Here is a 21,678-nt window from a genome sequence, read left to right on the forward strand (position 1 = left end):
GATCAGAAATTCGCACCATCATTGCCGCGAGTCCATCGTGCGAATTTCTGATCCATAAACGACACTAGAATCATAAATTTGCTAGTGTCCTGATCGAATCCGAAGTTCGCTCTGAGCTCGCTGCAAAGTATAGCGAACTTCGGATTCGGGACACTAGCGCTTCACCGGCCACAACTCGACGATCGCGTTCGGCAATTCGTCGCGATTGATCGAACCGGGCGGAAAATGCTCGGCGAGTACATCGCTGCATTTGCCGATCGCTACGACGAAACCGTCGGCCGGCCGGCCGGCCGCGATCTCGGCGATCAGCGATTTGACGCATTCGTCCCAGACCTCGGGAGAGACCTTCTGGTTGATGCCGACATCGGCGATGACTTCCGCATAGCGCTCGGCGAATGAGACGAAGATCAGCACCCCGGTTCTGAGTTTCGTATGCTGCAGGCCGTGGGCGGCGAACTGGCGCAGCGCCTCCTGGTGCGCGCGCTCGTACCGCGTCCGCCGCGGCACCAGGCGATAGCGGATGCTTTCGCGCGTCGAGAGGTAAAGCACGCCAAGGAATGCCAGGAGTTGCAGAAGATAGATCGTCATGGCCGGCCAGGCCGTGAAATGAAGCAGCGGCAGTGGTACCAGCAGCGCGACACTTGCCGCATAGGCGAGCGGGAAGACGCGATAGCCGCTCGAAGCGTGCGTGACCACGCAATAGATTTCGCCGGAGGTGCGAGCCTCGGCTTCGCGTATCGCTTCGACGACGCGGTTGCGGTCGGTATCCGATAGCATCACCAGCTCCCTGACGATCCGCCGCCGCCGAAGGAGCCGCCTCCGCCCGAGAAGCCGCCCCCTCCGCCTCCGCCCCAGGAGCCGGACGACCACGAGCCGCCCGAGGGAATGAAGATCGGCCCCACATAGCCGCCGCGCCGGTTCATTTGCTGGCCGCCGCCTCGCGCGTTCCGCATCATCATGTACATGACGTACAGAAAGAAAAGAGCGAACAGGATGGTCGCCCAATCGATCTGCGGGGCGGCGTCAGGACGTTGCTCGGCCCGCCGCTGGTAGTCCTCGGCATCGCCCGAAGCAACCTGGACCATGTCATCGACGCCGCGCGTGATGCCGCCGGCGAAATCGCCGGCGCGAAACCGTGGCAGGATGCCGTTCTGGATGATGAGCTGCGATATTGCATCCGTCAGCGTGCCCTCGAGGCCATAGCCAACCTCGATGCGCACCTTGCGCTCGTTCGGCGCGACGATCAGCAAGGCGCCGTTGTTCTTGTCCTTCTGGCCGATGCCCCAGGCGCGCCCGAGCTGGTAGCCGTAATCTTCGATCGACGTGCCCTCCAGCGACTTCAGCGTGACGACGACGATCTGCTGGCCGGTCTTTGCTTCCACGGCTGCAAGCTTGTCCGTGAGCGCCTGCTTGGTCTGCGCATCGAGAATTCCTGCGTCGTCGACCACGCGGCCGGTGAGCGGAGGAAAGGTCAGCGCATGTGCGGCGACAGCCGCCAGCGCGACCATCACTGCTGCGATGATACAGAGCCTGGCGGAAGAGAGGCCTCGCATGCGCGTCACCTAGAGCATTTTCCGGAAAAGTGGATGCCGGTTTTCCGTAAGAAAATGCGACCACTAAAAGGGCATCTAGAACTTTACTGACGGCGCTTTCTGGCTTTCCGGCGTCGCCTCGAACGTCTGCATTGCCTTCGCATGCCAGAAGAACTTTGCCCACAGCAGGCCCGGAAAAGTGTTCACCTCGGTGTTATACGCCTGTACGGCATTGACGTAGTCGCGCCGCGCGACGGCAATCCGGTTCTCGGTGCCTTCAAGCTGCGACTGCAGCGCCAGGAAGTTCTGGTTCGCCTTGAGATCGGGATAGTTCTCGGTGATGGCGAGCAGCCGGCCCAGCACGCCCGAGAGCTGGTTCTGGGCATCCTGGAATTCCTTGAACTTGGCGGGATCGGTGATTGTCGATGCGTCGACCTTGATCGATGTCGCTTTCGCACGCGCTTCGACCACTTGCGTTAGAGTATCCTGCTCGTGCCTCGCGTAGCCCTTCACGGTTTCGACCAGATTCGGAATCAGGTCTGCCCGCCGTTGATACTGGTTCTGTACATCGCTCCAGCGTGCCTTCGCGGCCTCCTCCAGCGTCGGTATTGTGTTCACGCCGCAGCCTGCGAGCAACAAGCCGAGGGCCGCAAGAACGACTGCGATGCGCGTCCGCTGCATCACGGCGGAATCAGACATGGAAGCCTCCAATTTTTGCCAAAAGCATGCGAGCCTGTCCGAGATCATATCATCTCAATAAAGAGATGTAGGAATTATCGCCGGGATGCATAGATGATGTTGGACTGCCGCCATTCGAAAATCGCCGACGCGTCGCATCGGCGATGTTAAGGTGAATGATTGATGACGCCTCGCTGTAACGCGAGGTCAGGTCATGGACGCTGCGGCGTTACCACGGCACGCAATACTTTCTTCAAATCCATTCAATTGCGGCTCAAGGCGAGCGATACGCCCGCGATATCGCCTCCGTTTGAGCGGATCGAAACGCTCTGCTTGTTGCCCTTCGTCGACAGTGAAAGGCTGGCGCTGAAGTTCTGGCTGGTCGCCGCCGCCTCGATGTGGTCGGAGGTGGCGCGCCCGGACAGCGAGCCGCTGGCGTTTCGGCCGGCCTCTGTCCATGTGCCGGAGATCCTGCCGTCTTGGAACGCGACCTCACTGCCGAGATCGATGTTGTAGCTCTGGCTGGCGCACCTGATGTTCAGTCGCAGTTCGTTTCCCGCCGGGCTGTAGGTCGCTCTGCAACGCAGCCGCTCGGAATTGCCGTCGGACGTCGTCAGCGTACCGCCACCCGACCAGGATCCAGCCATCGCCGAAAATGGTCCCGATCGTGGTTGCGCTGCAATTGGCGAGGAAACGATCGCTGCCATAAGCAGCGCGGCTGGTATCGATCTCAGGCTGGTCATGTCGGGCTCCGTGGAGGCAATGTTTAGTCGGCCTATCCAACGCGGCTGGATTGAACAGGTTCATTCCCGGCCGGCGTCCGGCGGTTGGTTCCGTCCGCCTTGCCGCTCGCTTCGGCCTCGACCATCTCGTCGGGGGCGCCCTTGGCGCGCTGTTGGGCGGGCTCTTTCGCGGGATTGAGGGCGTGATGGATGTTGTGCGCAGTGTTGACCAGGGCGATGTGAGTCAGCGCCTGCGGGAAATTGCCGGTCTGGCGGTGCGCATCGAGATCGAACTCTTCCGCAAGTAGCCCGACGTCGTTTGCAACGGCGGCGACCCGATCGAACAGCTCGTGCGCCTTGTCGATGTCGCCGGCGAGCACATACACGTCGGCAAGCCAGAGCGTGCAGGCAAGGAATGCGCCTTCGTGCGGTAACGTTTCGCCCGGGCGCTCCTGTCGCGGATCGTGACGAAGCAGAAGGCCGTCCTTCATGAGGTGCCGTTCGATGTTTTCGACTGTCCCGCGCATGTGCGGATCGTTCGCCTTCAGAAAGCCCACCGCGGGCAGCAGCAGCAGGCTCGCATCCAGAAATTTCGAGCCGTAGGCTTCGACGAACGAGTTGCTTCGCTTGTCGAATGCCTTCGCACAGACCTCCTCGCGAATTCTCGCGCGTATGGCCTTCCAGCGATCGAGTGGTGCCTTGAAACCGAACTCCTCGGCGCTCTTGATGCCGCGATCGAACGCCACCCAGCACATCACCTTCGACAGCACGTAGTGTTGTGGCGGGCCGCGGTGCTCCCAGATCCCCTGGTCGGGCAGGTGCCAGATGCGCTCGAGGTGATCCAGCAGTGCCGTCTCGAAGGCCCACATATGCGCGTCGAGATCGATGCCGAAGGCGCGCGCCTGCCGGATGGCGTCCATCAGCTCGCCATAGGTATCGAGCTGCAGTTGCGCGTGCGCCGCGTTGCCGAAGCGTACGGGCGTTGCGCCTTCGTAGCCGGGAAGCCAGGGCGCTTCCCATTCGAGCAATCGCCGCTGTCCGGCGATGCCGTACATGATCTGCATGTCGGCGGGAGAGCCGGCGACGGCGCGCAGCAGCCAGTTATGCCATGCCACGGCCTCGTCGGTGTACCCGCCGTTGATCAGTGCGAGCAGGGTGAAGGTCGCATCCCGAAGCCAGCAGAAACGGTAATCCCAGTTGCGCTGGCCGCCGAGTTTTTCCGGCAGCGATGATGTCGGCGCGGCGACGATGCCGCCGGTTGGCGCAAACGTCAGCGCCTTCAACGTGATGAGAGAGCGTTGGACAAGCTCGCGGTTGTGTCCGTGGTAGCTGCACCTGTCGGACCATTCGATCCAGAAATCTTCTGTCTCTTGTAGGGCGCGAAGCGGATTGACCGCTCTTGGCAGCTGCAGATGGGAGGCTTCGTAGGTCAGTACGAACGGGATCTCATCGCCAGCCTTGACGTCGAACTCGGAGGTCGTGGCGAGATTCTGGCCGTGCAGAGGCACCGGCGTGCGCAGGACGACCATGTCCGGGCCGGCTATGGCCTGCCAGGTACCGTCCCTCAATCGTCGGACCCAGGGTACGTTCGCGCCGGAGCCGAACCGGACGATCAGTTCCAGGCTCATGTGGACGGTGCCGCGCACGCCGCGGACGATCCGCACGATATCGGACGCGCGGTCGCGCGGCGGCATGAAGTCAACGAGCACCACCTCACCGCTGTCGCATGTGAAAGTGGTTTCGAGGATCAGCGTGCCGGGCTGATAGCGTCGGCTGATGCGCGGCTGCTCGCTGCCGGCCGGTGCGATCTTCCAGCGGCCGTGCTGGTGCGTGCCGAGCAGTGCGGCAAAGCATGCGTCGGAATCGAAAGTCGGCCAGCATAGCCAGTCGATCGAGCCCTCAAGACTCACAAGCGCTGCCGTGAGACAGTCTCCGATCAGCGCGTAGTCTTCAATTGCCGACGACAAGCCGTTCTCACTCGTTTTGACAACGACGCTGGACAACAGGAGTGATGAGCTTTGGTTCCCGCATTCACGCCATTGCGAATAGGACGTGGTGAACGGCAAGTAGAGGGTAGGGAGTAGTGAAATACTCCATCATTGCGACCCGGCTTCGCGCTTAGGGCTACGCCGGGCAATGCGCAGCGACGAAGCACCCCGTCATTGCGAGGAGCGAAGCGACGAAGCAATCCAGTACAGCGGTTGCGTCAGGCTCAGCCTGGATTGCTTCGCTGCGCTCGCAATGACGGGGGAAGCGATACGCACAGGATGTTCACAGGTAATTCGTTTTTTCCGAAATTTGGCTTGCCTTCATTCCTATCCGCAATATCCTCCTCCCGTCCCTCTCCAATGAAAGGGCGCGTCGCGGTCGTCTTATCGATGCGGAGCGGGATGCGATGGCCGTTACGATGCCGGGCCTTTGGAAAGTGCCGGAGAAATCCGTGTGATGCCCGAAGGCAATCAAGACGCCGGTACGACGGACGGACGGTCCAAGTGCATGTCCGGGCGACAGTTCGCACGAACCGGGCGAAGCCAGCGAAAGTGGCGAGGCCTGGGGACATGCAGCAAGCCGTGAAAAGAACCATCGCGTGCGGAGCGCAGGCGTTGAGCCTCCTCCGTGGCATTTGTCTTTAGCCGTGTGCTTGCCAAAGGCACACGGCGCCGCGGGCGCGGTGAAACGCCCTTGCGTTCCGCACAGCCCTTTCGGGCAAGGGAAGGCAAAGACGACCGGCACGCCTCAGGCCGGATATGAACGGGGGGCGACGATGCACGTCCGTAGCCCGGATGAGCGCAGCGAAATCCGGGAACTGACTCTGCGACACGATCATCCGGATGTCGCTTTCGCTCATCCGGGCGACAGGTCACAGGCTGTTTGACAATTGAATATGCTGAGTCGTCCCGGCCAGGCGAAGCGCCGAGCCGGACCATACTCCCGTTCGTTCTTATGGACGACATGCGCTTGTCGCCCTCGTGAGCCACCGCTTGCTTGCCGCGCCGAAGCCCGTAAGGAGGAAGGGGGCGCGGGAGCTCATATTTGAACGAGATTGGTAAGGTCGCAGAAGGCCTTCGCCCAAGGACATCCTGCAGTTTCGCGTCCAAATGAAGCATTGGCGCCGGCCGCCGTTGTTTGGACACATGGGTCATGGCATCATTCGCCATATGCAAATCACTTGAGCGGAATTCATGATCGCACGCACGCTGGCGGCCCTTTTCCTGCTGCCGTTTCTCGCAATTCCTACCATGGCCGCACAGTGCGGCGGCGACTTCCAGACCTTCATCGCGGCCATCTCGCGTGAGGCGCAGGCGGAGGGGGTCTCGCAGGCTGTCATCGCCCAGGCGCTCGGCGGCGTGTCGCAGGACCAGGCAGTTCTCGCCTTCGACCGTCGTCAGCGCGGCACCTTCAACAAGACCTTCGAGCAGTATGTCGCCACCCGTGTGGGTCCGGCGCGTATCAAGCGCGCTCGGGTGATGATGCAACGCCACGCCGCGCTCCTGTCTCGCGTCGAGCAGCGCTTCGGCGTACCGCCGCAGATCCTGGTCGCAATCTGGACGCTGGAGACCGACAATGGCGGCGACATGGGCAAGCAGCCGGTGTTTCGTGTGCTCGCGACCATGGCGCACGATTGCCGCCGCACCGAGCTGTTTCAGCGGGAGCTGCTTGCTGCGTTGAAGATCGTCCATCGGGGCGACCTGCCGCTCTCGGAGATGGTCGGCGCCTATGCGGGCGAAATCGGCCAGACGCAGTTTCTGCCGTCGTCTTACATCAAGTATGGCGTTGATTTTGACGGCAATGGCCACGTCGACCTGCGCCGCAGCCTTCCCGACGTGCTCGCATCGACCGCAAATCTGCTGAAGGTCAACGGCTGGAAGGCTGGCGCGCCCTACGAGGAGGGCACGCCGAATTTCGAAGTGCTGCGCGAGTGGAACAGAGCGGTGGTCTATCGCAAGACGATCGCCTATTTCGCCGATCAACTGGCGGGGCAGTGACACAGCAGCGTAGTCCGTTCGGGTTGAACGGAATACGTTTTTGAATTCCAATCAGTGGTCGCATTTTTTGCGGGAAGCCGGGTATCCGCCTTTCCGGAAAATCTCTAGCGCGTCACTTCTTCTTGGCGCCGACCCGCTCGATGCTCTTGATCGCCAGCGCAGGGCGACCGGATTTTTCGGCGATCTCCCGGTCCTGCTCCATGATGAAGCCGCGCGCGGGCTCGTCGCCCTCGAGGCCGCCGAGCAGCTCGCTCGGCACACGGCGGTTCGAGCGCTGCGATCCGTCCTCGTAGACGACGTTGAAAAAGGCGAACTCGCCCTTGGGATTGGTCCCGGGTTTTTTCGGCATGGCGGCTTCTCGCGCCTCCGCGTTGTGCTGTCAATGGTCGGTAAGTGCTTTCCGTCTGAACGAGCGTTCAAGCTTGCGGCGCATGACGCCACTGTCTTTCCCCGCAGGGAACGCAATTGTTCCTTAGCGGTTTGCGTCGGCTGGGTGCAATCCAGGAGTGACATCAATGAGAATTTTCTCCGCGGCCGCAGTGGCGGCCGTCCTGGCGGGCGGCATTTTCGCCGGCGCCGCGCCCGCGAACGCACGGATGGCCGACCCCGGCCTGAAGCTGCCGTCGGCCGTCGAATCAGTGGCCTGTCGCACCGTGCGCGAGCGTGTCCACCGGCCGGGCGGCGCTGTCGTCTGGAGGAGCCGCCGCGTCTGCACGCCGGAGTTCGTGCGTCCGCGCCCGCGCTGCTGGTCCGAGCGTCAGCGTGTTGTGCGTCCGAACGGCACCGTGATCTTCAGGTCGGTGCGCCGCTGCCGCTAAGCTGGCCGCGGGTCTGACATCTTGATCGCCGGGCCGCCGCCCGGCGATCGTCATTTTAACCATTGATTTCACAGCCGCGCGTGCCATATGCGCGACACCAATCGCGTAAACTGGGCAGCCGATGAAGGTGGCAGGAATGTTACAGAAAGTTCATCCGCACGCGCGTCAGGCAGGTCGCGATGCGGAAGACGTCACGTCGGCGCAGCCGCGCCTGTTGATGTGCGAGCCGGCACATTTTGCGATTAACTATTCGATCAATCCGTGGATGGAGCCGGCGAAGTGGGCGGCCGCTGCGCACTCCGTCGCCGTGAGCCAGTGGTCGGCGCTGCATGATGCGCTCGCGCAAACCGGCGCAGCGATCGAGAAGGTTGCGCCGCGGGCAGGGCTGCCCGATCTGGTCTTCACCGCCAACGCCGCGGTGGTGCTGGATCGGACGGCGCTGATGGCGCGCTTTCGTTATCCGGAGCGCCAGGGCGAAGAGCCCGTGTTCACCGCTGCCTTCGAGGGCATGCGCAAGCGTGGCCTGATCGAGCGCCTGGTGGTGCTGCCGGAGGGCGTGGTGCTCGAGGGCGCGGGGGACTGCCTGTTCGACGAGGCGCGCAACCTGTTCTGGATGGGTTTCGGCCAGCGCTCGGAAGGCGCTGCGGCGGCCGCGATCGAAGCGACGTTCGGGCTTCCTGTCGTGTCGCTGCAACTCGCAGATCCGCGCTTCTATCATCTCGACACGGCCTTCTGTCCGCTGCCGTCCGGCGACGTGATTTATTATCCGGGCGCGTTCACCGATGAGGGCCGCGCCGCCATCGCAGCGCGCGTGAGCGAGAAACAGCGCGTGGTGCTGGACGAGGCCGAAGCCGCGCAGTTCTCGGCCAACGCTGTCTGCGTGGGCCGGACGATCGCGATGTCGCGTTGCTCGGATCGATTGCGAGGTGAACTTGCTGCGCGCGGTTACGACGTCGTCGCGACGCCGCTCGACACGTTTTTGCAGAGCGGCGGCTCGGCGGCGTGCCTGACGTTGCGGCTTGATCGCTGTTCCGCTTCCCGGTCACCATGACGCAGCCGCTTGCGCGGCTTGGTCGCTGAGGCCATGTTTGCTCCATGAGAACGCAACAGATGCGGCGGCCTGCGGCTGCAGGTCCAATCATCGATCAGGACGGCCGTGAGGTGCGGCCCGAGACGCTGCGCCAAAACGGCGACGCGCCGCAATTCGAGTTTCACGCTTTCGGTTTCGGCGCCGAGCCGTTGACGCGCGAGCAGCGCTTCGCGCGTCTGAATGCGCTCGGCAACCTGCTCGACATGGCGTTCGTCGTGCCGGGCACCAACGTCCGCTACGGCATCGATGGTCTGATCGGCCTGATCCCGATTGTCGGCGACATCATCACCACGGCACTTGCGCTGTGGATCGTGCGCGAGGCGCGCGCAATCGGCGCACCGCGTTATCTCGTGGCGCGCATGCTCGCCAACGTGGCGATCGACGGCGTGGTTGGCGCGGTCCCGGTGGTAGGCGACGCATTCGACGTCGCGTTCAAGGCCAACATTCGCAACATCCGCCTGTTGCGGCGATGGATGGACAAGCAGCGCTGATGTCTGGAATCAAAAAAATGGCCGGGACGAGCCCGGCCATTTGCACGAAAATCGTACAGACGTTCGTTCAGGCGGCCGCCTTCTTGCGCTCGAGCGGAAAATCCGGGCTGTTGTACAACGCGCGGATGCCAGCCTGGTCAAAACGCTTTTCGTTGACTTCAAGATAGGCGCCGTTCAGCGAATCCGTCGGCAGCTGTTCGACCGCAAAGCGAATGGCCTCAGCCGCATTATCGAAGCGGCGATAGGTGAAGCCCGCGCGCTTCTTGTTGCGGATCGGTGCGGGAAACAGCTCTGCGCTGCGATTGTAATTGAATGCGGACATGGTTGGACGCCTTCAAATCCTGTTGTGTCGTATGTGGAGTCATCGGGCACAACGCCATTTGCGGCGAACCGTCCCGGATTTCATGACAGTAATATAAGCGTCGATTGCTGCAATTGCGAGAGAAGATGCATGATTCAGGGCCGCTACTTTCGCATGCTGGACGCGCAAATCGGGAAAGTTAACGGAACAAACGGGGAAAATTACGTAGCGGAAATGTGGAACCGGCATGGTGAGTGTTTTCACCATGCCGCGTAAGTCAAAAAGACGCGACGCGGCCCCGGGGACCGCTATTTTGCTTTCAGTTTCAGTGCGGCCGAGTTGATGCAATAGCGCAGGCCGGTCGGTCCGGGTCCATCCGGGAACACGTGGCCGAGATGGCCGTCGCACTTCGAGCACAGCACCTCGGTGCGGATCATGCCATGGCTGAAATCGCGCTCCTCATCGACATGACCGTCGTCCGCGGGCCGCGTGAAACTCGGCCAGCCGCAGCCGGAATCGAACTTGGCATCGGACTCGAACAGGGGTTGGCCGCAGCCCGCACAGACGTAGGTACCCTTCTTCGTTTCGTGCTCATACTCTCCGGAGAACGGCCGCTCAGTCGCCTTCTCGCGCAGCACCGCATACTGCATCGGTGTCAGTTCCTTGCGCCATTCCGCTTCGTTCTTCTGGATCTTTCCGCCAGTTTTCGTGTCGCTCATGATCGCCTTCTCGATGTTGGTCGGTCGCAACGTTCGAACTCGTTTGGATGCTAGCAGACGACGGGTGGCGCGGTCACCCCGAATGGGTGTCAGTTCGATACCGCTTTGACATCCTTCACCAGCACAGGCTGGGTGCGGAAGTTGTCAGGAAAGTATTTCGCCATGTGGCCGATCTTCGGTTTGTCGTTGATCAGGATATAGGGCTGCAGCGGGTTCAGCGTTGCGTAATCCTGGTGATAGTCCTCGGCCTTGTAGAACGGCTTGCCGGTCTCGATCGTGGTGGCGATCTTTGCCTTGAACGCCTTTGCTGCGTTGAGCTGCGCGATGTAGGCCTCCGCTACTCTCTTTTGCTCGTCGTTCTGCGCAAAGATGGTCGAACGGTACTGCGTGCCGACATCCGGGCCCTGGCGGTTGAGCTGCGTCGGGTCGTGCACGACGGAGAAGTAGATCTGCAGGAGCTTGCCGTAGGAGATCTTCTTCGGATCGTATGTGATCTCCACGGCTTCCGCGTGACCGGTGTCGCCGTAATTCGTGCGCTTGTAGTTCGCGGTTTCCTTGGCGCCGCCGGCGTAGCCCGACACGGCGTTCACGACGCCGGTCGTGTGCTGGTACACCGCTTGCACGCCCCAGAAGCAGCCGCCGGCGAGCACTGCGGTTTGAACACTGTCCGCCCGGCTCGCGTCGAGCGCGGGCGCAGGAATAGCGATCGGCTCGGACGATGCCATCGCAGGGCTTGCAGCGAGCGGCGTCAGTACGAGCGCGGTCGCAAAACTCAGGCGGCTCAGGAGGGATCGCATGGGGGCCTCAGGGGTTTGCTTATTATCTCGTTGATCTTTGGCAGGGCGCAAACGACCGTCCCGCGCCCTGCCAAAGATACGCGATTACGGACCGTCCGTTACGGCGGCCCGACACACGAACGCGTGAAAACAGCAATGGTCGAAAACCTCGGCCTTGGATTCGGAACGAGGGTCGGCCCTCCAAGGTTAAGCTTCCGCTCGCCGCCGCGTCCAGGCCTTCCAGCATGAGGTATTTGCGCGATGCCGGAGATCGATGTCCGCAAGGGAATGCCGCCTGTAGAGCTCTCGCGCGAGGAATTCGAGCGGCGCTTCCGCACGCGCTTTCAGGATCCGGCCTTCGCGGCAGTCGAGGCCGAAATCGCCGCCGTCGCGGCAGTCGCCTGGGATAGCTACAGCAACTCCCGCAAGTCGCCGCGCACCCGCAAGGCAGGTCCGGAATTCGCCGACCCAGACTACGAGCTGTCGATCGATTGGCTGAAGGCGCGCGACGCGATCGCCGCGGCGCAGGCGCGACATGACGATCCGCGCGAGAAGAAGCGCGTTCTGTTGGTCAATGGTTCGTCGCGCTCTGACCAGACCTGTCCCGGCGAAATCTCCAAGAGCTGGCGGCTCATGAAGATCGCCGAACCGATTTTCACGGAGGCCGGCCACGCGGTGGACATTCTCGACTTGTCGTTGCTGGCGTCGGAAGCCGGACGGGTGATTTTCCCCTGCAAGTCGTGTGCGTCGACGGCGATGCCTTTGTGCCACTGGCCGTGCAGTTGCTATCCGAACCACGCGCTCGGCCAGACGGGCGACTGGATGAACGAGATCTATCCGCTGTGGGTGGCGGCACACGGCATCATGATTGTCACGCCGGTGAACTGGTATCAGGTGCCGGGCGGATTAAAGGCAATGATGGATCGTCTGGTCTGTGCCGATGGTGGCAATCCCGATCCGACGACGACCCACGGGAAGCATGCCGACGAAGCGAAGGCGCTCGAACTGGGGGGCTGGTACTATCCGCGCCATCTCGCGGGCCGGCTGTTCTCGGTGGTGGTGCATGGCGATGTGATCGGTGCCGAAACGCTGCGCCGATCGTTGTCGGACTGGTTGACCGACATGGAGCTGATCTCCGCAGGCTCGATGGCCGAGCTCGACGGTTACGTCGGCTATAATGAACCTTACGCGGTGTCGCACAGCGCACTGGACGAAGATGATGCCTTTCAGCAGGGCGTGCGGAATGCGGCGACGACGCTTGCGCGCGGCATCAAGCTGCAGGCGGAAGGCAAGTTCAGGCTGGCAGACGCAGGCTTGAAGGAACCTGTCGAAAAGTAGACTCTCGTACGAGAAGAGACGATCGTCAGGAGTTCAGGAGTATTGTGAGGCGCGCCGCATGCCCCACATCGCTGCAACGCCAAGCGCGGGCCCTATGGCGAGAATGCAGATCAGCAGCGGCCAGCCGATCCATGATGCAACCACGGGGGTCGCCTGCACGGTGAGGATGGTGAGGGCAAATCCGATTGCCGTCTGAAAGGTAAGCAAGCTGCCGGTCAGATGCGGCGGTGAGGCGTCGGCAATCAGCGCGGAGAACTGTGCGGAGTCGGGAACAATAGCGATGCCCCACAAGACGATCAGGGCGAACGTCAGCCAGACAGGACCGCCGAAACTCGCCGCCGTCAGCAGGGCAGCAAGGCTGCTTCCGATCATGGCGATGATGGTGACTTCGGCCTTCCCGAACCTGTCGCCGAACATTCCGGCTGGCACGCAGACGAGACCGCCAAGTCCAATCGCAAGTGCTGCAGTGAGTTTGCCGAGCTGAGCGGCGTCGGCCGGCCCGAGACTCATGGCATAGGATGTCGACGCGATCGCGGCTGCCCATGACCACATCGCGTAAAGCTCCCACATGTGCCCGAGGTAGCCCAAGAAGGGGAGGCGGATGCGGCGATCGGTGGCGATCAGCAGGACTGCCGCCGGCGTGAAGCGCGGCGCGCGCGCATGATGGGGACCAAGACCGGAGCCGAGCACGAGCAGTCCGCCGGCCGCGCCGATCAGCGATGTGGCGATGACCACGCTGCGCCAGTCGCGGTCACCGAGAAAGGCTGCGAAATACGAAGACGCCGAGCCGAGCGTGAGCGCGCCGACGAGAATGCCGACCAGCGCTCCGCGGTCGCGCAGGCCCCAACCGGCAGCGATCTTCATTCCGACCGGATAGACACCGGCGAGCAGCGCGCCGGTCGCAAATCGCGCCGCCACCGCCGCGTCGCCGCCGATGCTGGCATGCAGCAGCACTGCATTGGCCATCGCTGCCCCTAAAGCCGAGAGCGCGGCGATCATGCGAGGATCGTAACGGTCGGCCAGTCCGCTGATCGAGATCGCCAGCGCGCCCGCAACGAAGCCGGCTTGGACCATGCTGGTCATGAGCGCCTGCCGCACAGAATCGAGCGCGCCCTCGCGAACCATGTCGGGCATGACTGCCGCGGCCGTGAACCAAAGGCTCATGGCACACATCTGCGAGATGACCAGCAGCGTCATCGAGACGATCTTCGACGGCGATCGCACGCAAGGTCCTCAAGAGTTCGGCATCTGCGGGCCATCAGGCCATAGCGCGCGCGGTAAAGCCACCGCCAATATGCAAGGTCACAACAGGAAAGCGACGTTGTCGAGCTCCATCGGCGCGACAAAAAAGGGCCGCGAGGATGATCTCGCGGCCCGGTAGCTCATTGAAAGAAATGTTTCTGCTCAAGGGCAGGGATGTCGCAGCCCGTCATAGCCGAGATAGGTCCCCGAGGCCGGGTCATATGACTTGAAGCGCTGCGAACAGTAGGCGGCCTCGTTGGCGGCCTGCGCCTGGCCGCTGGCGATTGCTCCGCCGATGATCGCGCCTGCAGCCAGTCCGCCGATTGCCGGACCCCAACCGTAGCTGCGGTCGCGCCAATATGGCCGGCCGTGCCAGTGCCTGTGTCCGTGCCAACCGTGGCGATGTCCGCGCCATTGCACATTCTCGATGCCGTTGGAAACGGTCGCCGACCTCAGTCCGTTGTCCTGCAGCAACGGCGCAGAAAGCGTCGCCGTGTTCGTTGCCAACGTTGCTGAGCCGGCAAGTGTCAGCGCGGCCAAAGTTCGTGCGAATTTCATAGGTTGCTCCTCCGCATCTTGTGAAGGGCTAACTGAAGGATCCGCACAGCGTTCCAAACATGACAGAAAGTTTAGTGTGGCACGAAACAACAGGCGTTCGTTAGATGACGATGCTGAGCCGCTTCGCCGCTCGCGTGATGCCGGTATAGAGCCAGCGCGCGCGCGAGTCCTGGAACGCGAAGCTCTCGTCGAACAGAACCACATCGTCCCACTGTGAGCCCTGCGACTTGTGCACGGTCAGCACATAGCCGAAGTCGAACTCATCGTACGGTTTCCGCTGCTCCCACGGAATTGTTTCGATTCCGCCCTCGAAGCAGTCGGAGCGGACCGAAACCTTCACTGCCTTCGCGGCCAGCTCTTCGTCAGGCACCAGCCGCATGGTGACGATGCGTGATTTCGACTGCGCGCGCGCCTTCACCCGCCACAGCCCGCCGTTGAACAGCGCCTTCTTGCGGTTGTTGCGCAGGCAGACCAGCTTGTCGCCGGCGACGGGCAGGGGATCGGTGATCTCCTGCTTCTCGCGGATGCGCATGTTGTAGGCCCGGCGCGTATTGTTGCGTCCGACCAGAACTTGATCGGCCTGCATCACGCGGGTGGGGTCGAGCGCATTGCGTCGGACGACCTGCGTTTCGCCGTAGTCGCCGACCTCGATGCTGCGGCCTTCGCGCACATCCATCGACAGGCGCACGATCGGATCGTTCTGCGCCTGTCGGTGAACTTCGGTGAGCATAGCTTCCGGCTCGACATTGGTGAAAAAGCCGCCGCCTTGAATCGGCGGCAACTGCGCCGGATCGCCGAGCACCAACAGCGGGCAGCCGAACGACATCAGGTCGCGGCCGAGTTCGGCGTCGACCATCGAGCACTCGTCGATCACGATCAGCTTCGCCTTCGAAGCCGGCGCGTCGTCCCAGAGCTCGAAGGTCGGCTGCTCGTCCCGCGTCTCACGCGCTCGATAGATAAGTGAGTGGATGGTGGACGCGCCGTCGCAGCCTTTATTGCGCATGACCAGCGCCGCCTTGCCGGTGAAGGCAGCATACTTCACCTCGCCCTCGACGCTTTCGGCGATATGCCGCGCGAGTGTCGTCTTGCCGGTGCCGGCATAGCCGAACAGGCGGAACACCTGCGGCGTGCCGCCTTGGCCGGGCTTTGCGCGCAGCCAGTCGGCAACGGCGTTCAGCGCAGTGTCCTGATGCGGCGTGAAGGCGGTCATGTTTCAATATTCGGAACGAACGGATGCGTGTTGGTTAATACATGCAGGCGAGTCGCTGCAACACAGGCAAGTTGCGTCGCATTATGCAATTTTTTGCGCAGGCTTACGGCAGCAATGCATGGTGCTGCGGCGCTAGCGCTATAGACGAAAGTATTTCGCACAGTAAAATGTAAATCAATCTAAGAGACCCGAGCGGGAGAGAGCGCGAATGAAATTCGGCATTTTTTATGAACTGCAATTGCCGCGGCCCTGGAAGGAGGGCGACGAACACAAGCTTTATCAGAACGCGCTGAGCCAGGTCGAACTCGCCGACAAGCTCGGCTACGACTATGCGTGGGAAGTCGAGCATCACTTCCTCGAAGAGTACTCGCATTCACCGTCGCCGGAATCGTTCCTCGCCGCCGCCAGCCAGCGCACCAAGCAGATCCGGCTTGGCCACGGCATCTATCAGGTCACCACCAACCATCCCGCCCGCGTCGCTGAGCGCGTCGCCTGCCTCGACCTGTTGTCGAGCGGCCGCTGCGAGTTCGGCATGGGTGAAAGCGCTTCTGCAACCGAGCTCGAGCCGTTCGGCGTCTCGATGGAGAACAAGCGCGAGATCTTCGAAGAGGCGGTGCAGGCCATCATCCCGATGTTCAAGGATGGCGGCAGCGAGCATCACGGCAAGTATTTCAATATGCCGCTGCGCAACGTGCTGCCGAAGCCGTACCAGAAGCCGCACCCGCCGCTTTGGGTGGCTTGCTCGCAGCTCGACACGCTCGCCAAGTGCGGCGAGTGGGGTATGGGCGCGCTGGGCTTCCAGTTCGTTTCGGCCGACGCCGCACATGCGTGGGTGCACGCCTACTACAATGCCTTCGTGAAGCGGCAGAAGAAGCTCGCAGACTATCAGACCAATCCGAACATCGCGCTGGTGTCGTTCTTCATGTGCGCGAAGACGGACGAGGAGGCGCGCGAGCGCGCCGATGGCGAGACGTTCTTCCAGTTCTCGCTGAAGTACTACGGCGCGTCGTCGGGCCGTCAGCGTCCGGCCCCAGGCACCGTCAACATGTGGGACGAGTACAACAAGTGGAAGAAGGCCAATCCGGAGGCCCACGCAGCAGCGCTGCGCGGCGGCCTGATCGGTTCGCCTGACACCATCCGCAAGAAGCTGCGCAAGTTCCAGTCGTCCAACATCGACCAAGTTGTGCTGCTGAACCAAGCGGGCAAGAACACGCACGAGCACATCTGCGAATCGCTCGAGCTGTTCGCCAAGGAAGTGATGCCGGAATTCCACGAGGCGCACCCGAATCTGCTCAAGTGGAAGGAGCAGGTGCTGAACCGCGAGATCGAGCTCGAGGAAATCGATACCTCCGCCTTCAAGGAGCGCTACGGCGGCAACATGAAAAACATCCAGCCGGTGAACCCGCCGAAGGTGCAAGCCGCAGAGTAATCCCGGGTAATAAGCACCAATCCGGGAGGCAACCCGGAGCATCGCGAACAATTGGCCCCGGCTCGTGCCGGGGTTTTTCTTTTGCCCTCCTATCTGTGAGCGTTCCCGAGCCTGCGCGGAACTGCCGGGGGATCCGTCGCAATGCCTGTCTCTGATTCGGTTTGGGCCGACTCCGATACATGCGCGGTTCATGCGAAAATCGCGATGGACGCCTTATCGTCGCCTTGAGCCTAAAAAAGCGCTGGAAATTGAGCGGCTTTGCGACCTTTAATGGCGCAACGGCGCCGAATCAATTTGGGCGCGCATATGTTGGGGACGACATCATGGCGCAAACCCGTTCAGTGCGGACACCGTCGCTCGTGACGACGTCGGCGCAATCGTTTGCGGATGAAGACAATTCGTCACCGAAAAAAGGGCGGCTGAAAGCGCCGCGCGGCGGCATCGCGCGCCGTTTCATGAATGCGGTCCGCTGGGCCGAGCAGAGAAACCGAGCCCATGCGGTGCATGGCAATCCGCCGGTCTACGACAGCCGGGCTTTTCCGTGGGTGGCGGAGCTCGAAAGCAACTGGACGGCGATCCGGGGCGAGCTTGCGCAACTGATGATGCGCCGCGATGCGCCGATCGGACACGGCGATCATACGTCGCCGACCCTCGGCGAGGATCGCGGCTGGACCACCTTTGTTCTTGCCAGCTATTTCCGGCGCGACGAGCGCAACATCGCACAGTGCCCGGAGACCTGGCGTCTGCTGCAGCGGGTGCCCGGTCTCGTCAGCGCGATGTTTTCAGTGCTCGAACCGGGCAAGCGGCTGCCGGCGCATCATGGCCCTTACAACGGCCTGTTGCGGCTGCATCTCGGGCTGATCGTGCCTGAGCCCCGCGAGGCTGTCGGTATCCGCATCGATGGCGAGGTGCATCACTGGGAGGAAGGTCGCACGCTGATCTTCGACGATACGTTCGAACACGAAGCGCGCAACGAAAGCAGGCACACCCGCGTGGTGCTGTTCATCGACTTCGAAAGGCCGCTCAAGTTCACGGCACGCCACATTAACCGCCGGCTGTTGCGAAGCTACTTCTTCAGTCCGTTCGTGCGCGAAGGCGCTCAGGATCAGAGCCGCTGGGCGCGCCGCTTCTACCGGGCGGCGCAGGCGATCCGCGAGGAAGCGCGGGAATCTGCGCTCCAGATCGAAAATCTTGTCGAGGTGACAAGCCCGGCGCTGTCGGCGGACGCTCCGCCGGAGAACCTCACGCTCTCCGAAACGCTCGAGCGTGAGTGGCCTGCGAACAGGAAGCCGCCGTCGCCCTTGTCCTAGACGGCGAAGCGGACATCCCCCTGGCCTGGCGGGGGGATCGGAATGCCGCCGCCGGAGTACTCATTCAGCTTGTTGCGCAACGTGCGGATCGAGATACCGAGAATGTTCGCGGCGTGCGTCCGGTTGCCGAGGCAGTGCTTGAGCGTCTCCAGGATCAGATCGCGCTCGACGTCGGCGACCGTACGGCCGACCAGCGCGCGCGTAACCTGCTCGGCGGCCATCGTCGCATGCGCCACGACCGTTGGCGTCTTCGCGGCGTCGAGCCGGTCGCCGTCCGGCGACAGGATTGCTTCGGCGCCGATCTCGTCACCGCTTGCCATCAGCACGGCGCGGTGCACGGTGTTCTCCAGTTCGCGTACGTTGCCCTGCCAGCGATTGGCGGTGAGCACCCGTCGCGCCTCGGTCGACAGTGGTCGGATTGCCACGCCGTTTGCTTCCGCATACTTCTTGGCGAAATGCTGCGCGAGTTCGATGATATCCGCAGGCCGTTCGCGCAATGGCGGAATTTTCAAATTCACGACGTTGAGGCGGAACAGCAAGTCCTCGCGGAAGGTGCCTTCGCGCACGGCGTTGCTGAGATTGCGGTTGGAAGTGGCGAGAATACGAATATCGACCGGAACCGGGCGGGTGCCGCCGACGCGATCGATCACGCGCTCCTGAATCGCGCGCAGCAGCTTCGACTGCAGACGCACGTCCATCTCGGAAATTTCGTCCAGCAACAGCGTGCCACCGTTCGCCTCCTCGAACTTGCCGACCCGTCGTGCGATCGCGCCGGTGAAGGCGCCCTTCTCATGACCGAACAATTCGGACTCCAGAAGGTGCTCCGGGATCGCCGCGCAGTTGACCGAAATGAAGGGCCGCTTCGCCCGGTTCGATCGCGCGTGGACGTAACGCGCCAGCACCTCCTTGCCGGTGCCCGACTCGCCGGTGATCATGACCGAAGCGTCCGAGCCGGCGATCTGTTGTGCAAGCTTGATCACTCTGGCCATCGCCTCGTCGCGGTAGATCAGTTCGCGCGCGTCGTTGGCGACGGCAGCCAGCACCGCCGCGATCAACTCGGGATCCGGTGGCAGCGGAATGTACTCCTTGGCGCCGGCGTGGATGGCGGCCACGGCTGCCCGTGCATCATTGGTGATGCCGCAGGCGACGATCGGCACGTGAATGTGCTCGGCCTCGAGCCGCAACACCAGATCACGGATATCGAGACCCACATCGACAAGCAGCAGATCGGCGCCCTTGCCCGATCGCAGCACGCGCATGCCCTGTTCGCTGTCGGCGGCGTGCGTGACCGTCGCCCCGTTCTCCATGGCAATCTTGGTCGCTGCGGTGAGCTGGCCCTTCAGCGTACCGACGATGAGAAGCCGCATGTCTTGCTCCTGTTATTGATGCCCGCCTGCGCATGCGCAACGGCGTGGTTATCCCCGTTCAGTCGAGTTGATGATTTCGGTCATGGTGACGCCGAGCTTGTCTTCGACGAGGACAACCTCGCCGCGCGCGACCAGGCGATCGTTGACGTAGATGTCGATCGCCTCGCCGACGCGACGGTCGAGCTCCAGCACGGTCCCGGGACCGAGCCGCAGCAGCTCACCCACGTCCATGCGCGAACGTCCGAGTACCGCTGAGACCTGCACCGGCACGTCGAACACTGCCTCGAGGTCGGCCGCGATACGGGGACCCTGCTCCTCAGGGCTATAGGCCTCGATGTCCTCGGGCGCGATCGCCGCGGCGTTATCGAGATTCGGAAGCGGTACCTGCGAGTCGGTGTCGCTCATGCTGCGGTCTCCTTGGCCTTGCGAGACGCCATGTAGCGGCCCACCAGTTCAGCAATCTTGGTTTCGGTGGTGTTGCGATCCGAGCTGATGCCGCCATCCGCCCATTCCAGCCGGCAATCGCCATTGGCGACATCGGGGTCGGACAGGATCACCAGGCGGCCTTCGAAGCCGCTCTGCTTCGCGAGCCCTTCGATGCGTATCCGTGCGTCGTCATAGAGCGCATCGTTGATGCGGACGACGAGATGCGGCGTCGACACCAGCTGGCGCAGGCAATCGGTGACCAATGCTGTCAGCTCTGCAAGCGGCTCGCGGCTGGTCAGCTCGTTGCAGAGCTTTCGCGCGACGGCGACGGCGATATCCACCGCTTCGATCTCGATGCGCGCCTCGGCCGTCTGGAGCCGGGTGGCGATAGCGCCGAGGGTCCGGGCAATACTCTCTATCGCCGCCGCGTTGCGGCGCACGATCTCTGCCGCGGCGTCGGCCTGTCCCGCGGCATAGCCGGCGCGCGCGCCGCGTGCCTCGGCCTCCGCGAGTTTGCGGGCGAGCTCGGCTGCGTTTGCGTTATCGCCGCGTGCGGTGGAGGAGAAGTCCTGGTCGAACAGGAATTTCGCCGGTGCGCCCATCTTCAATACACCAGCTCGTCGTCGGCGCGGTTCTTCGCCAGCATGATTTCACCCTTCGCGGCGAGGTCCTTGGCGAGATTCACCAGGAGCGCCTGCGCCTCGTCGACATCGCGGAGCCGCACGGGTCCCATGGCCTGCATGTCGTCCAGCAGCATTTTGGCGGCGCGGCTCGACATGTTGCCGAGGAAGAAGGTACGGATATCCTCGTTGGCCCCCTTCAGTGCAGTGCCGAGCTTCTCCTTGTCGACATGGCGCATCAGCGTCTGGGCCGAAGCGGCATCCAGCTTGATGAGGTCGTCGAAGGTGAACATCAGTGCCTTGATGCGTTCGGCAGACTCGCGATTCTCCTCTTCCAGAGCGGTGATGAACCGGGTCTCCGTCTGGCGGTCGAAATTATTGAAGATTTCCGCCATGACTTCGTGCGCATCACGGCGGCGCGTCTGGGAAAGGTTCGACATGAATTCGAGCCGCAGGGTCTGCTCGACGCGCTCGATCACTTCCTTCTGAACCGCCTCCATCTTCAACATGCGGCCGACGACATCGAGGGCGAGCTCTTCGGGCAGAATGGCCAGCACGCGGGCGGCGTGCTCGGCCGTGAGCTTCGAAAGCACCACCGCTATCGTCTGCGGGTACTCGTTCTTCAGGTAGTTCGCGAGAACCTCTTCCTGCACGTTGGAGAGCTTCTCCCACATGTTGCGGCCAGCCGGCCCGCGGATCTCATCCATGATGCCGTTGACACGCTCTTTCGGCAGGTACTGCTGCAGTAATCGCTCGGTGGCGTCGAAGTTGCCCATCAGTGCGCCGGATGCCGACATGCGCGAGACGAATTCGAGCAGCAGGTCTTCGACCACGTCCGCTTCGATGGTGCCGAGCGAGGACATGATAATCGACAGTTCGCGGATTTCGTCGTCGTCCAGCATCTGCCAGACTTTTGCGCCATATTGTTCGCCGAGCGCGAGCATCAAAATGGCCGCCCGCTTTGGGCCGCTGACCTTGGCCGTCTGCGGACGCGCCGCCTGGCGAGTGGCAAGGGTCGCGAGCGTGCCGGCGATGTCGCTTTGCGTGATCTGGGGCGTCGTCATG

At 62.5% G+C, this 21,678-nt stretch carries 24 protein-coding genes; 8 read left to right on the forward strand and 16 right to left on the reverse strand.

Translation table 11 applies throughout. The features are described from left to right. Positions 1-153: 153 nt before the first annotated feature. From RCO31_RS10375 to RCO31_RS10395, 5 genes are all read right to left on the reverse strand, one after another. Positions 154-777 carry a hypothetical protein gene (locus RCO31_RS10375; RefSeq protein WP_308968248.1) on the reverse strand — a complete coding sequence of 208 codons (624 nt, stop codon included), beginning with the start codon at positions 775-777 and terminating at the stop codon, positions 154-156. After that, positions 777-1,553: a TPM domain-containing protein gene (locus RCO31_RS10380; RefSeq protein ID WP_308968249.1), complete on the reverse strand. Its 777-nt coding sequence runs from the start codon at positions 1,551-1,553 to the stop codon at positions 777-779. The genes RCO31_RS10375 and RCO31_RS10380 overlap by 1 nt, the downstream gene beginning before the upstream one ends. Before the next feature lie 75 nt (positions 1,554-1,628). Continuing rightward, positions 1,629-2,231 (reverse strand): LemA family protein, encoded by a 603-nt coding sequence (locus tag RCO31_RS10385; RefSeq protein ID WP_308968250.1) that lies wholly within the window; start codon positions 2,229-2,231, stop codon positions 1,629-1,631. 242 nt (positions 2,232-2,473) lie between these two features. After that, positions 2,474-2,953 carry a hypothetical protein gene (locus RCO31_RS10390; protein ID WP_308968251.1) on the reverse strand — a complete coding sequence of 160 codons (480 nt, stop codon included), beginning with the start codon at positions 2,951-2,953 and terminating at the stop codon, positions 2,474-2,476. A gap of 32 nt (positions 2,954-2,985) precedes the next feature. Next, positions 2,986-4,899 carry a glycoside hydrolase family 15 protein gene (locus RCO31_RS10395; protein ID WP_308968252.1) on the reverse strand — a complete coding sequence of 638 codons (1,914 nt, stop codon included), beginning with the start codon at positions 4,897-4,899 and terminating at the stop codon, positions 2,986-2,988. A 1,215-nt stretch (positions 4,900-6,114) separates the two neighbouring features. On the opposite strand from RCO31_RS10395, the gene RCO31_RS10400 reads away from it, so the two are divergent. Next, a complete protein-coding gene (locus tag RCO31_RS10400) occupies positions 6,115-6,918 on the forward strand; it encodes a lytic murein transglycosylase (protein WP_308968253.1) in 804 nt (267 codons plus the stop codon). A 112-nt stretch (positions 6,919-7,030) separates the two neighbouring features. Here the strand turns inward: RCO31_RS10400 and RCO31_RS10405 are convergent, their stop codons facing one another. Further along, positions 7,031-7,267 (reverse strand): hypothetical protein, encoded by a 237-nt coding sequence (locus RCO31_RS10405; RefSeq protein WP_308968254.1) that lies wholly within the window; start codon positions 7,265-7,267, stop codon positions 7,031-7,033. Positions 7,268-7,433: 166 nt separating this feature from the next. On the opposite strand from RCO31_RS10405, the gene RCO31_RS10410 reads away from it, so the two are divergent. From RCO31_RS10410 to RCO31_RS10420, 3 genes are all read left to right on the forward strand, one after another. Then, positions 7,434-7,736: a hypothetical protein gene (locus tag RCO31_RS10410; protein WP_308968255.1), complete on the forward strand. Its 303-nt coding sequence runs from the start codon at positions 7,434-7,436 to the stop codon at positions 7,734-7,736. A gap of 136 nt (positions 7,737-7,872) precedes the next feature. Continuing rightward, on the forward strand, positions 7,873-8,787 hold the full coding sequence (locus RCO31_RS10415; RefSeq protein WP_308968256.1) for an arginine deiminase-related protein: 915 nt from the start codon (positions 7,873-7,875) through the stop codon (positions 8,785-8,787). A 44-nt stretch (positions 8,788-8,831) separates the two neighbouring features. Then, positions 8,832-9,317, forward strand: a complete 486-nt coding sequence (locus RCO31_RS10420; protein WP_308968257.1) for a DUF4112 domain-containing protein — start codon at positions 8,832-8,834, stop codon at positions 9,315-9,317. A 67-nt stretch (positions 9,318-9,384) separates the two neighbouring features. Here the strand turns inward: RCO31_RS10420 and RCO31_RS10425 are convergent, their stop codons facing one another. The 3 genes from RCO31_RS10425 to msrA form a co-directional block, all read right to left on the reverse strand. Next, complete coding sequence (locus RCO31_RS10425; RefSeq protein ID WP_308968258.1) at positions 9,385-9,639, reverse strand: hypothetical protein; 255 nt, start codon at positions 9,637-9,639, stop codon at positions 9,385-9,387. A gap of 287 nt (positions 9,640-9,926) precedes the next feature. Beyond that, entirely contained in the window at positions 9,927-10,337 is a 411-nt protein-coding gene (msrB, locus tag RCO31_RS10430) for a peptide-methionine (R)-S-oxide reductase MsrB (RefSeq protein WP_308968259.1), read from the reverse strand. 89 nt (positions 10,338-10,426) lie between these two features. Then, a complete protein-coding gene (gene msrA / locus RCO31_RS10435; RefSeq protein ID WP_308968260.1) occupies positions 10,427-11,134 on the reverse strand; it encodes a peptide-methionine (S)-S-oxide reductase MsrA in 708 nt (235 codons plus the stop codon). A 240-nt stretch (positions 11,135-11,374) separates the two neighbouring features. Here msrA and RCO31_RS10440 point away from each other — a divergent pair, with 240 nt between their 5' ends. Then, the gene (locus tag RCO31_RS10440) at positions 11,375-12,451 is read left to right on the forward strand and encodes a flavodoxin family protein (protein WP_308968261.1); all 1,077 of its coding nucleotides are present in this window, start codon (positions 11,375-11,377) and stop codon (positions 12,449-12,451) included. 33 nt (positions 12,452-12,484) lie between these two features. Here the strand turns inward: RCO31_RS10440 and RCO31_RS10445 are convergent, their stop codons facing one another. Continuing rightward, complete coding sequence (locus RCO31_RS10445) at positions 12,485-13,648, reverse strand: MFS transporter (RefSeq protein ID WP_308968262.1); 1,164 nt, start codon at positions 13,646-13,648, stop codon at positions 12,485-12,487. Between RCO31_RS10445 and RCO31_RS10450 the strand changes: the two genes are divergently transcribed. Further along, entirely contained in the window at positions 13,632-13,832 is a 201-nt protein-coding gene (locus RCO31_RS10450; RefSeq protein WP_308968263.1) for a hypothetical protein, read from the forward strand. The two genes, RCO31_RS10445 and RCO31_RS10450, sit on opposite strands and share 17 nt — an antisense overlap. Positions 13,833-13,855: 23 nt before the next feature. Here the strand turns inward: RCO31_RS10450 and RCO31_RS10455 are convergent, their stop codons facing one another. Both RCO31_RS10455 and RCO31_RS10460 read right to left on the reverse strand, forming a co-directional pair. Then, complete coding sequence (locus RCO31_RS10455; protein WP_308968264.1) at positions 13,856-14,251, reverse strand: BA14K family protein; 396 nt, start codon at positions 14,249-14,251, stop codon at positions 13,856-13,858. A gap of 100 nt (positions 14,252-14,351) precedes the next feature. Then, positions 14,352-15,461 carry an AAA family ATPase gene (locus RCO31_RS10460; RefSeq protein WP_308968265.1) on the reverse strand — a complete coding sequence of 370 codons (1,110 nt, stop codon included), beginning with the start codon at positions 15,459-15,461 and terminating at the stop codon, positions 14,352-14,354. A gap of 208 nt (positions 15,462-15,669) precedes the next feature. Between RCO31_RS10460 and RCO31_RS10465 the strand changes: the two genes are divergently transcribed. Both RCO31_RS10465 and RCO31_RS10470 read left to right on the forward strand, forming a co-directional pair. After that, positions 15,670-16,890: an LLM class flavin-dependent oxidoreductase gene (locus RCO31_RS10465; RefSeq protein ID WP_308968266.1), complete on the forward strand. Its 1,221-nt coding sequence runs from the start codon at positions 15,670-15,672 to the stop codon at positions 16,888-16,890. 323 nt (positions 16,891-17,213) lie between these two features. After that, positions 17,214-18,200: an aspartyl/asparaginyl beta-hydroxylase domain-containing protein gene (locus RCO31_RS10470; protein ID WP_308968267.1), complete on the forward strand. Its 987-nt coding sequence runs from the start codon at positions 17,214-17,216 to the stop codon at positions 18,198-18,200. On the opposite strand, the gene RCO31_RS10475 is transcribed toward RCO31_RS10470, so the two are convergent. From RCO31_RS10475 to fliG, 4 genes are read right to left on the reverse strand one after another with little or no spacing between them, the layout of a single operon-like run. After that, complete coding sequence (locus RCO31_RS10475; protein ID WP_308968268.1) at positions 18,197-19,567, reverse strand: sigma-54 dependent transcriptional regulator; 1,371 nt, start codon at positions 19,565-19,567, stop codon at positions 18,197-18,199. The two genes, RCO31_RS10470 and RCO31_RS10475, sit on opposite strands and share 4 nt — an antisense overlap. Before the next feature lie 48 nt (positions 19,568-19,615). Beyond that, a complete protein-coding gene (fliN, locus tag RCO31_RS10480) occupies positions 19,616-19,972 on the reverse strand; it encodes a flagellar motor switch protein FliN (protein WP_308968269.1) in 357 nt (118 codons plus the stop codon). Then, positions 19,969-20,595 carry a FliH/SctL family protein gene (locus RCO31_RS10485; protein ID WP_308968270.1) on the reverse strand — a complete coding sequence of 209 codons (627 nt, stop codon included), beginning with the start codon at positions 20,593-20,595 and terminating at the stop codon, positions 19,969-19,971. Before RCO31_RS10485 ends, fliN begins: the two co-directional genes overlap by 4 nt. A gap of 2 nt (positions 20,596-20,597) precedes the next feature. Further along, a complete protein-coding gene (fliG, locus tag RCO31_RS10490) occupies positions 20,598-21,677 on the reverse strand; it encodes a flagellar motor switch protein FliG (RefSeq protein ID WP_308968271.1) in 1,080 nt (359 codons plus the stop codon). Between the last annotated feature and the right edge of the window lies 1 nt (position 21,678).

The sequence above is a fragment of the Bradyrhizobium sp. LHD-71 genome (assembly GCF_031157255.1).
Classification (GTDB): domain Bacteria; phylum Pseudomonadota; class Alphaproteobacteria; order Rhizobiales; family Xanthobacteraceae; genus P52-10.

Coding starts and splice junctions, on each gene's coding strand:
- RCO31_RS10485 (WP_308968270.1), bottom strand. CDS start 20,595: ATGGGCGCACCGGCGAAATTCCTGTTCGACCAGGACTTCTCCTCCACC.
- msrA (WP_308968260.1), bottom strand. CDS start 11,134: ATGCGATCCCTCCTGAGCCGCCTGAGTTTTGCGACCGCGCTCGTACTG.
- RCO31_RS10460 (WP_308968265.1), bottom strand. CDS start 15,461: ATGACCGCCTTCACGCCGCATCAGGACACTGCGCTGAACGCCGTTGCC.
- RCO31_RS10475 (WP_308968268.1), bottom strand. CDS start 19,567: ATGCGGCTTCTCATCGTCGGTACGCTGAAGGGCCAGCTCACCGCAGCG.
- fliG (WP_308968271.1), bottom strand. CDS start 21,677: ATGACGACGCCCCAGATCACGCAAAGCGACATCGCCGGCACGCTCGCG.
- RCO31_RS10465 (WP_308968266.1), top strand. CDS start 15,670: ATGAAATTCGGCATTTTTTATGAACTGCAATTGCCGCGGCCCTGGAAG.
- RCO31_RS10405 (WP_308968254.1), bottom strand. CDS start 7,267: ATGCCGAAAAAACCCGGGACCAATCCCAAGGGCGAGTTCGCCTTTTTC.
- msrB (WP_308968259.1), bottom strand. CDS start 10,337: ATGAGCGACACGAAAACTGGCGGAAAGATCCAGAAGAACGAAGCGGAA.
- RCO31_RS10380 (WP_308968249.1), bottom strand. CDS start 1,553: ATGCGAGGCCTCTCTTCCGCCAGGCTCTGTATCATCGCAGCAGTGATG.
- RCO31_RS10440 (WP_308968261.1), top strand. CDS start 11,375: ATGCCGGAGATCGATGTCCGCAAGGGAATGCCGCCTGTAGAGCTCTCG.
- RCO31_RS10450 (WP_308968263.1), top strand. CDS start 13,632: ATGACCAGCAGCGTCATCGAGACGATCTTCGACGGCGATCGCACGCAA.
- RCO31_RS10445 (WP_308968262.1), bottom strand. CDS start 13,648: ATGACGCTGCTGGTCATCTCGCAGATGTGTGCCATGAGCCTTTGGTTC.
- RCO31_RS10470 (WP_308968267.1), top strand. CDS start 17,214: ATGGCGCAAACCCGTTCAGTGCGGACACCGTCGCTCGTGACGACGTCG.
- fliN (WP_308968269.1), bottom strand. CDS start 19,972: ATGAGCGACACCGACTCGCAGGTACCGCTTCCGAATCTCGATAACGCC.
- RCO31_RS10410 (WP_308968255.1), top strand. CDS start 7,434: ATGAGAATTTTCTCCGCGGCCGCAGTGGCGGCCGTCCTGGCGGGCGGC.
- RCO31_RS10425 (WP_308968258.1), bottom strand. CDS start 9,639: ATGTCCGCATTCAATTACAATCGCAGCGCAGAGCTGTTTCCCGCACCG.
- RCO31_RS10390 (WP_308968251.1), bottom strand. CDS start 2,953: ATGACCAGCCTGAGATCGATACCAGCCGCGCTGCTTATGGCAGCGATC.
- RCO31_RS10455 (WP_308968264.1), bottom strand. CDS start 14,251: ATGAAATTCGCACGAACTTTGGCCGCGCTGACACTTGCCGGCTCAGCA.
- RCO31_RS10375 (WP_308968248.1), bottom strand. CDS start 777: ATGCTATCGGATACCGACCGCAACCGCGTCGTCGAAGCGATACGCGAA.
- RCO31_RS10385 (WP_308968250.1), bottom strand. CDS start 2,231: ATGTCTGATTCCGCCGTGATGCAGCGGACGCGCATCGCAGTCGTTCTT.
- RCO31_RS10400 (WP_308968253.1), top strand. CDS start 6,115: ATGATCGCACGCACGCTGGCGGCCCTTTTCCTGCTGCCGTTTCTCGCA.
- RCO31_RS10415 (WP_308968256.1), top strand. CDS start 7,873: ATGTTACAGAAAGTTCATCCGCACGCGCGTCAGGCAGGTCGCGATGCG.
- RCO31_RS10420 (WP_308968257.1), top strand. CDS start 8,832: ATGAGAACGCAACAGATGCGGCGGCCTGCGGCTGCAGGTCCAATCATC.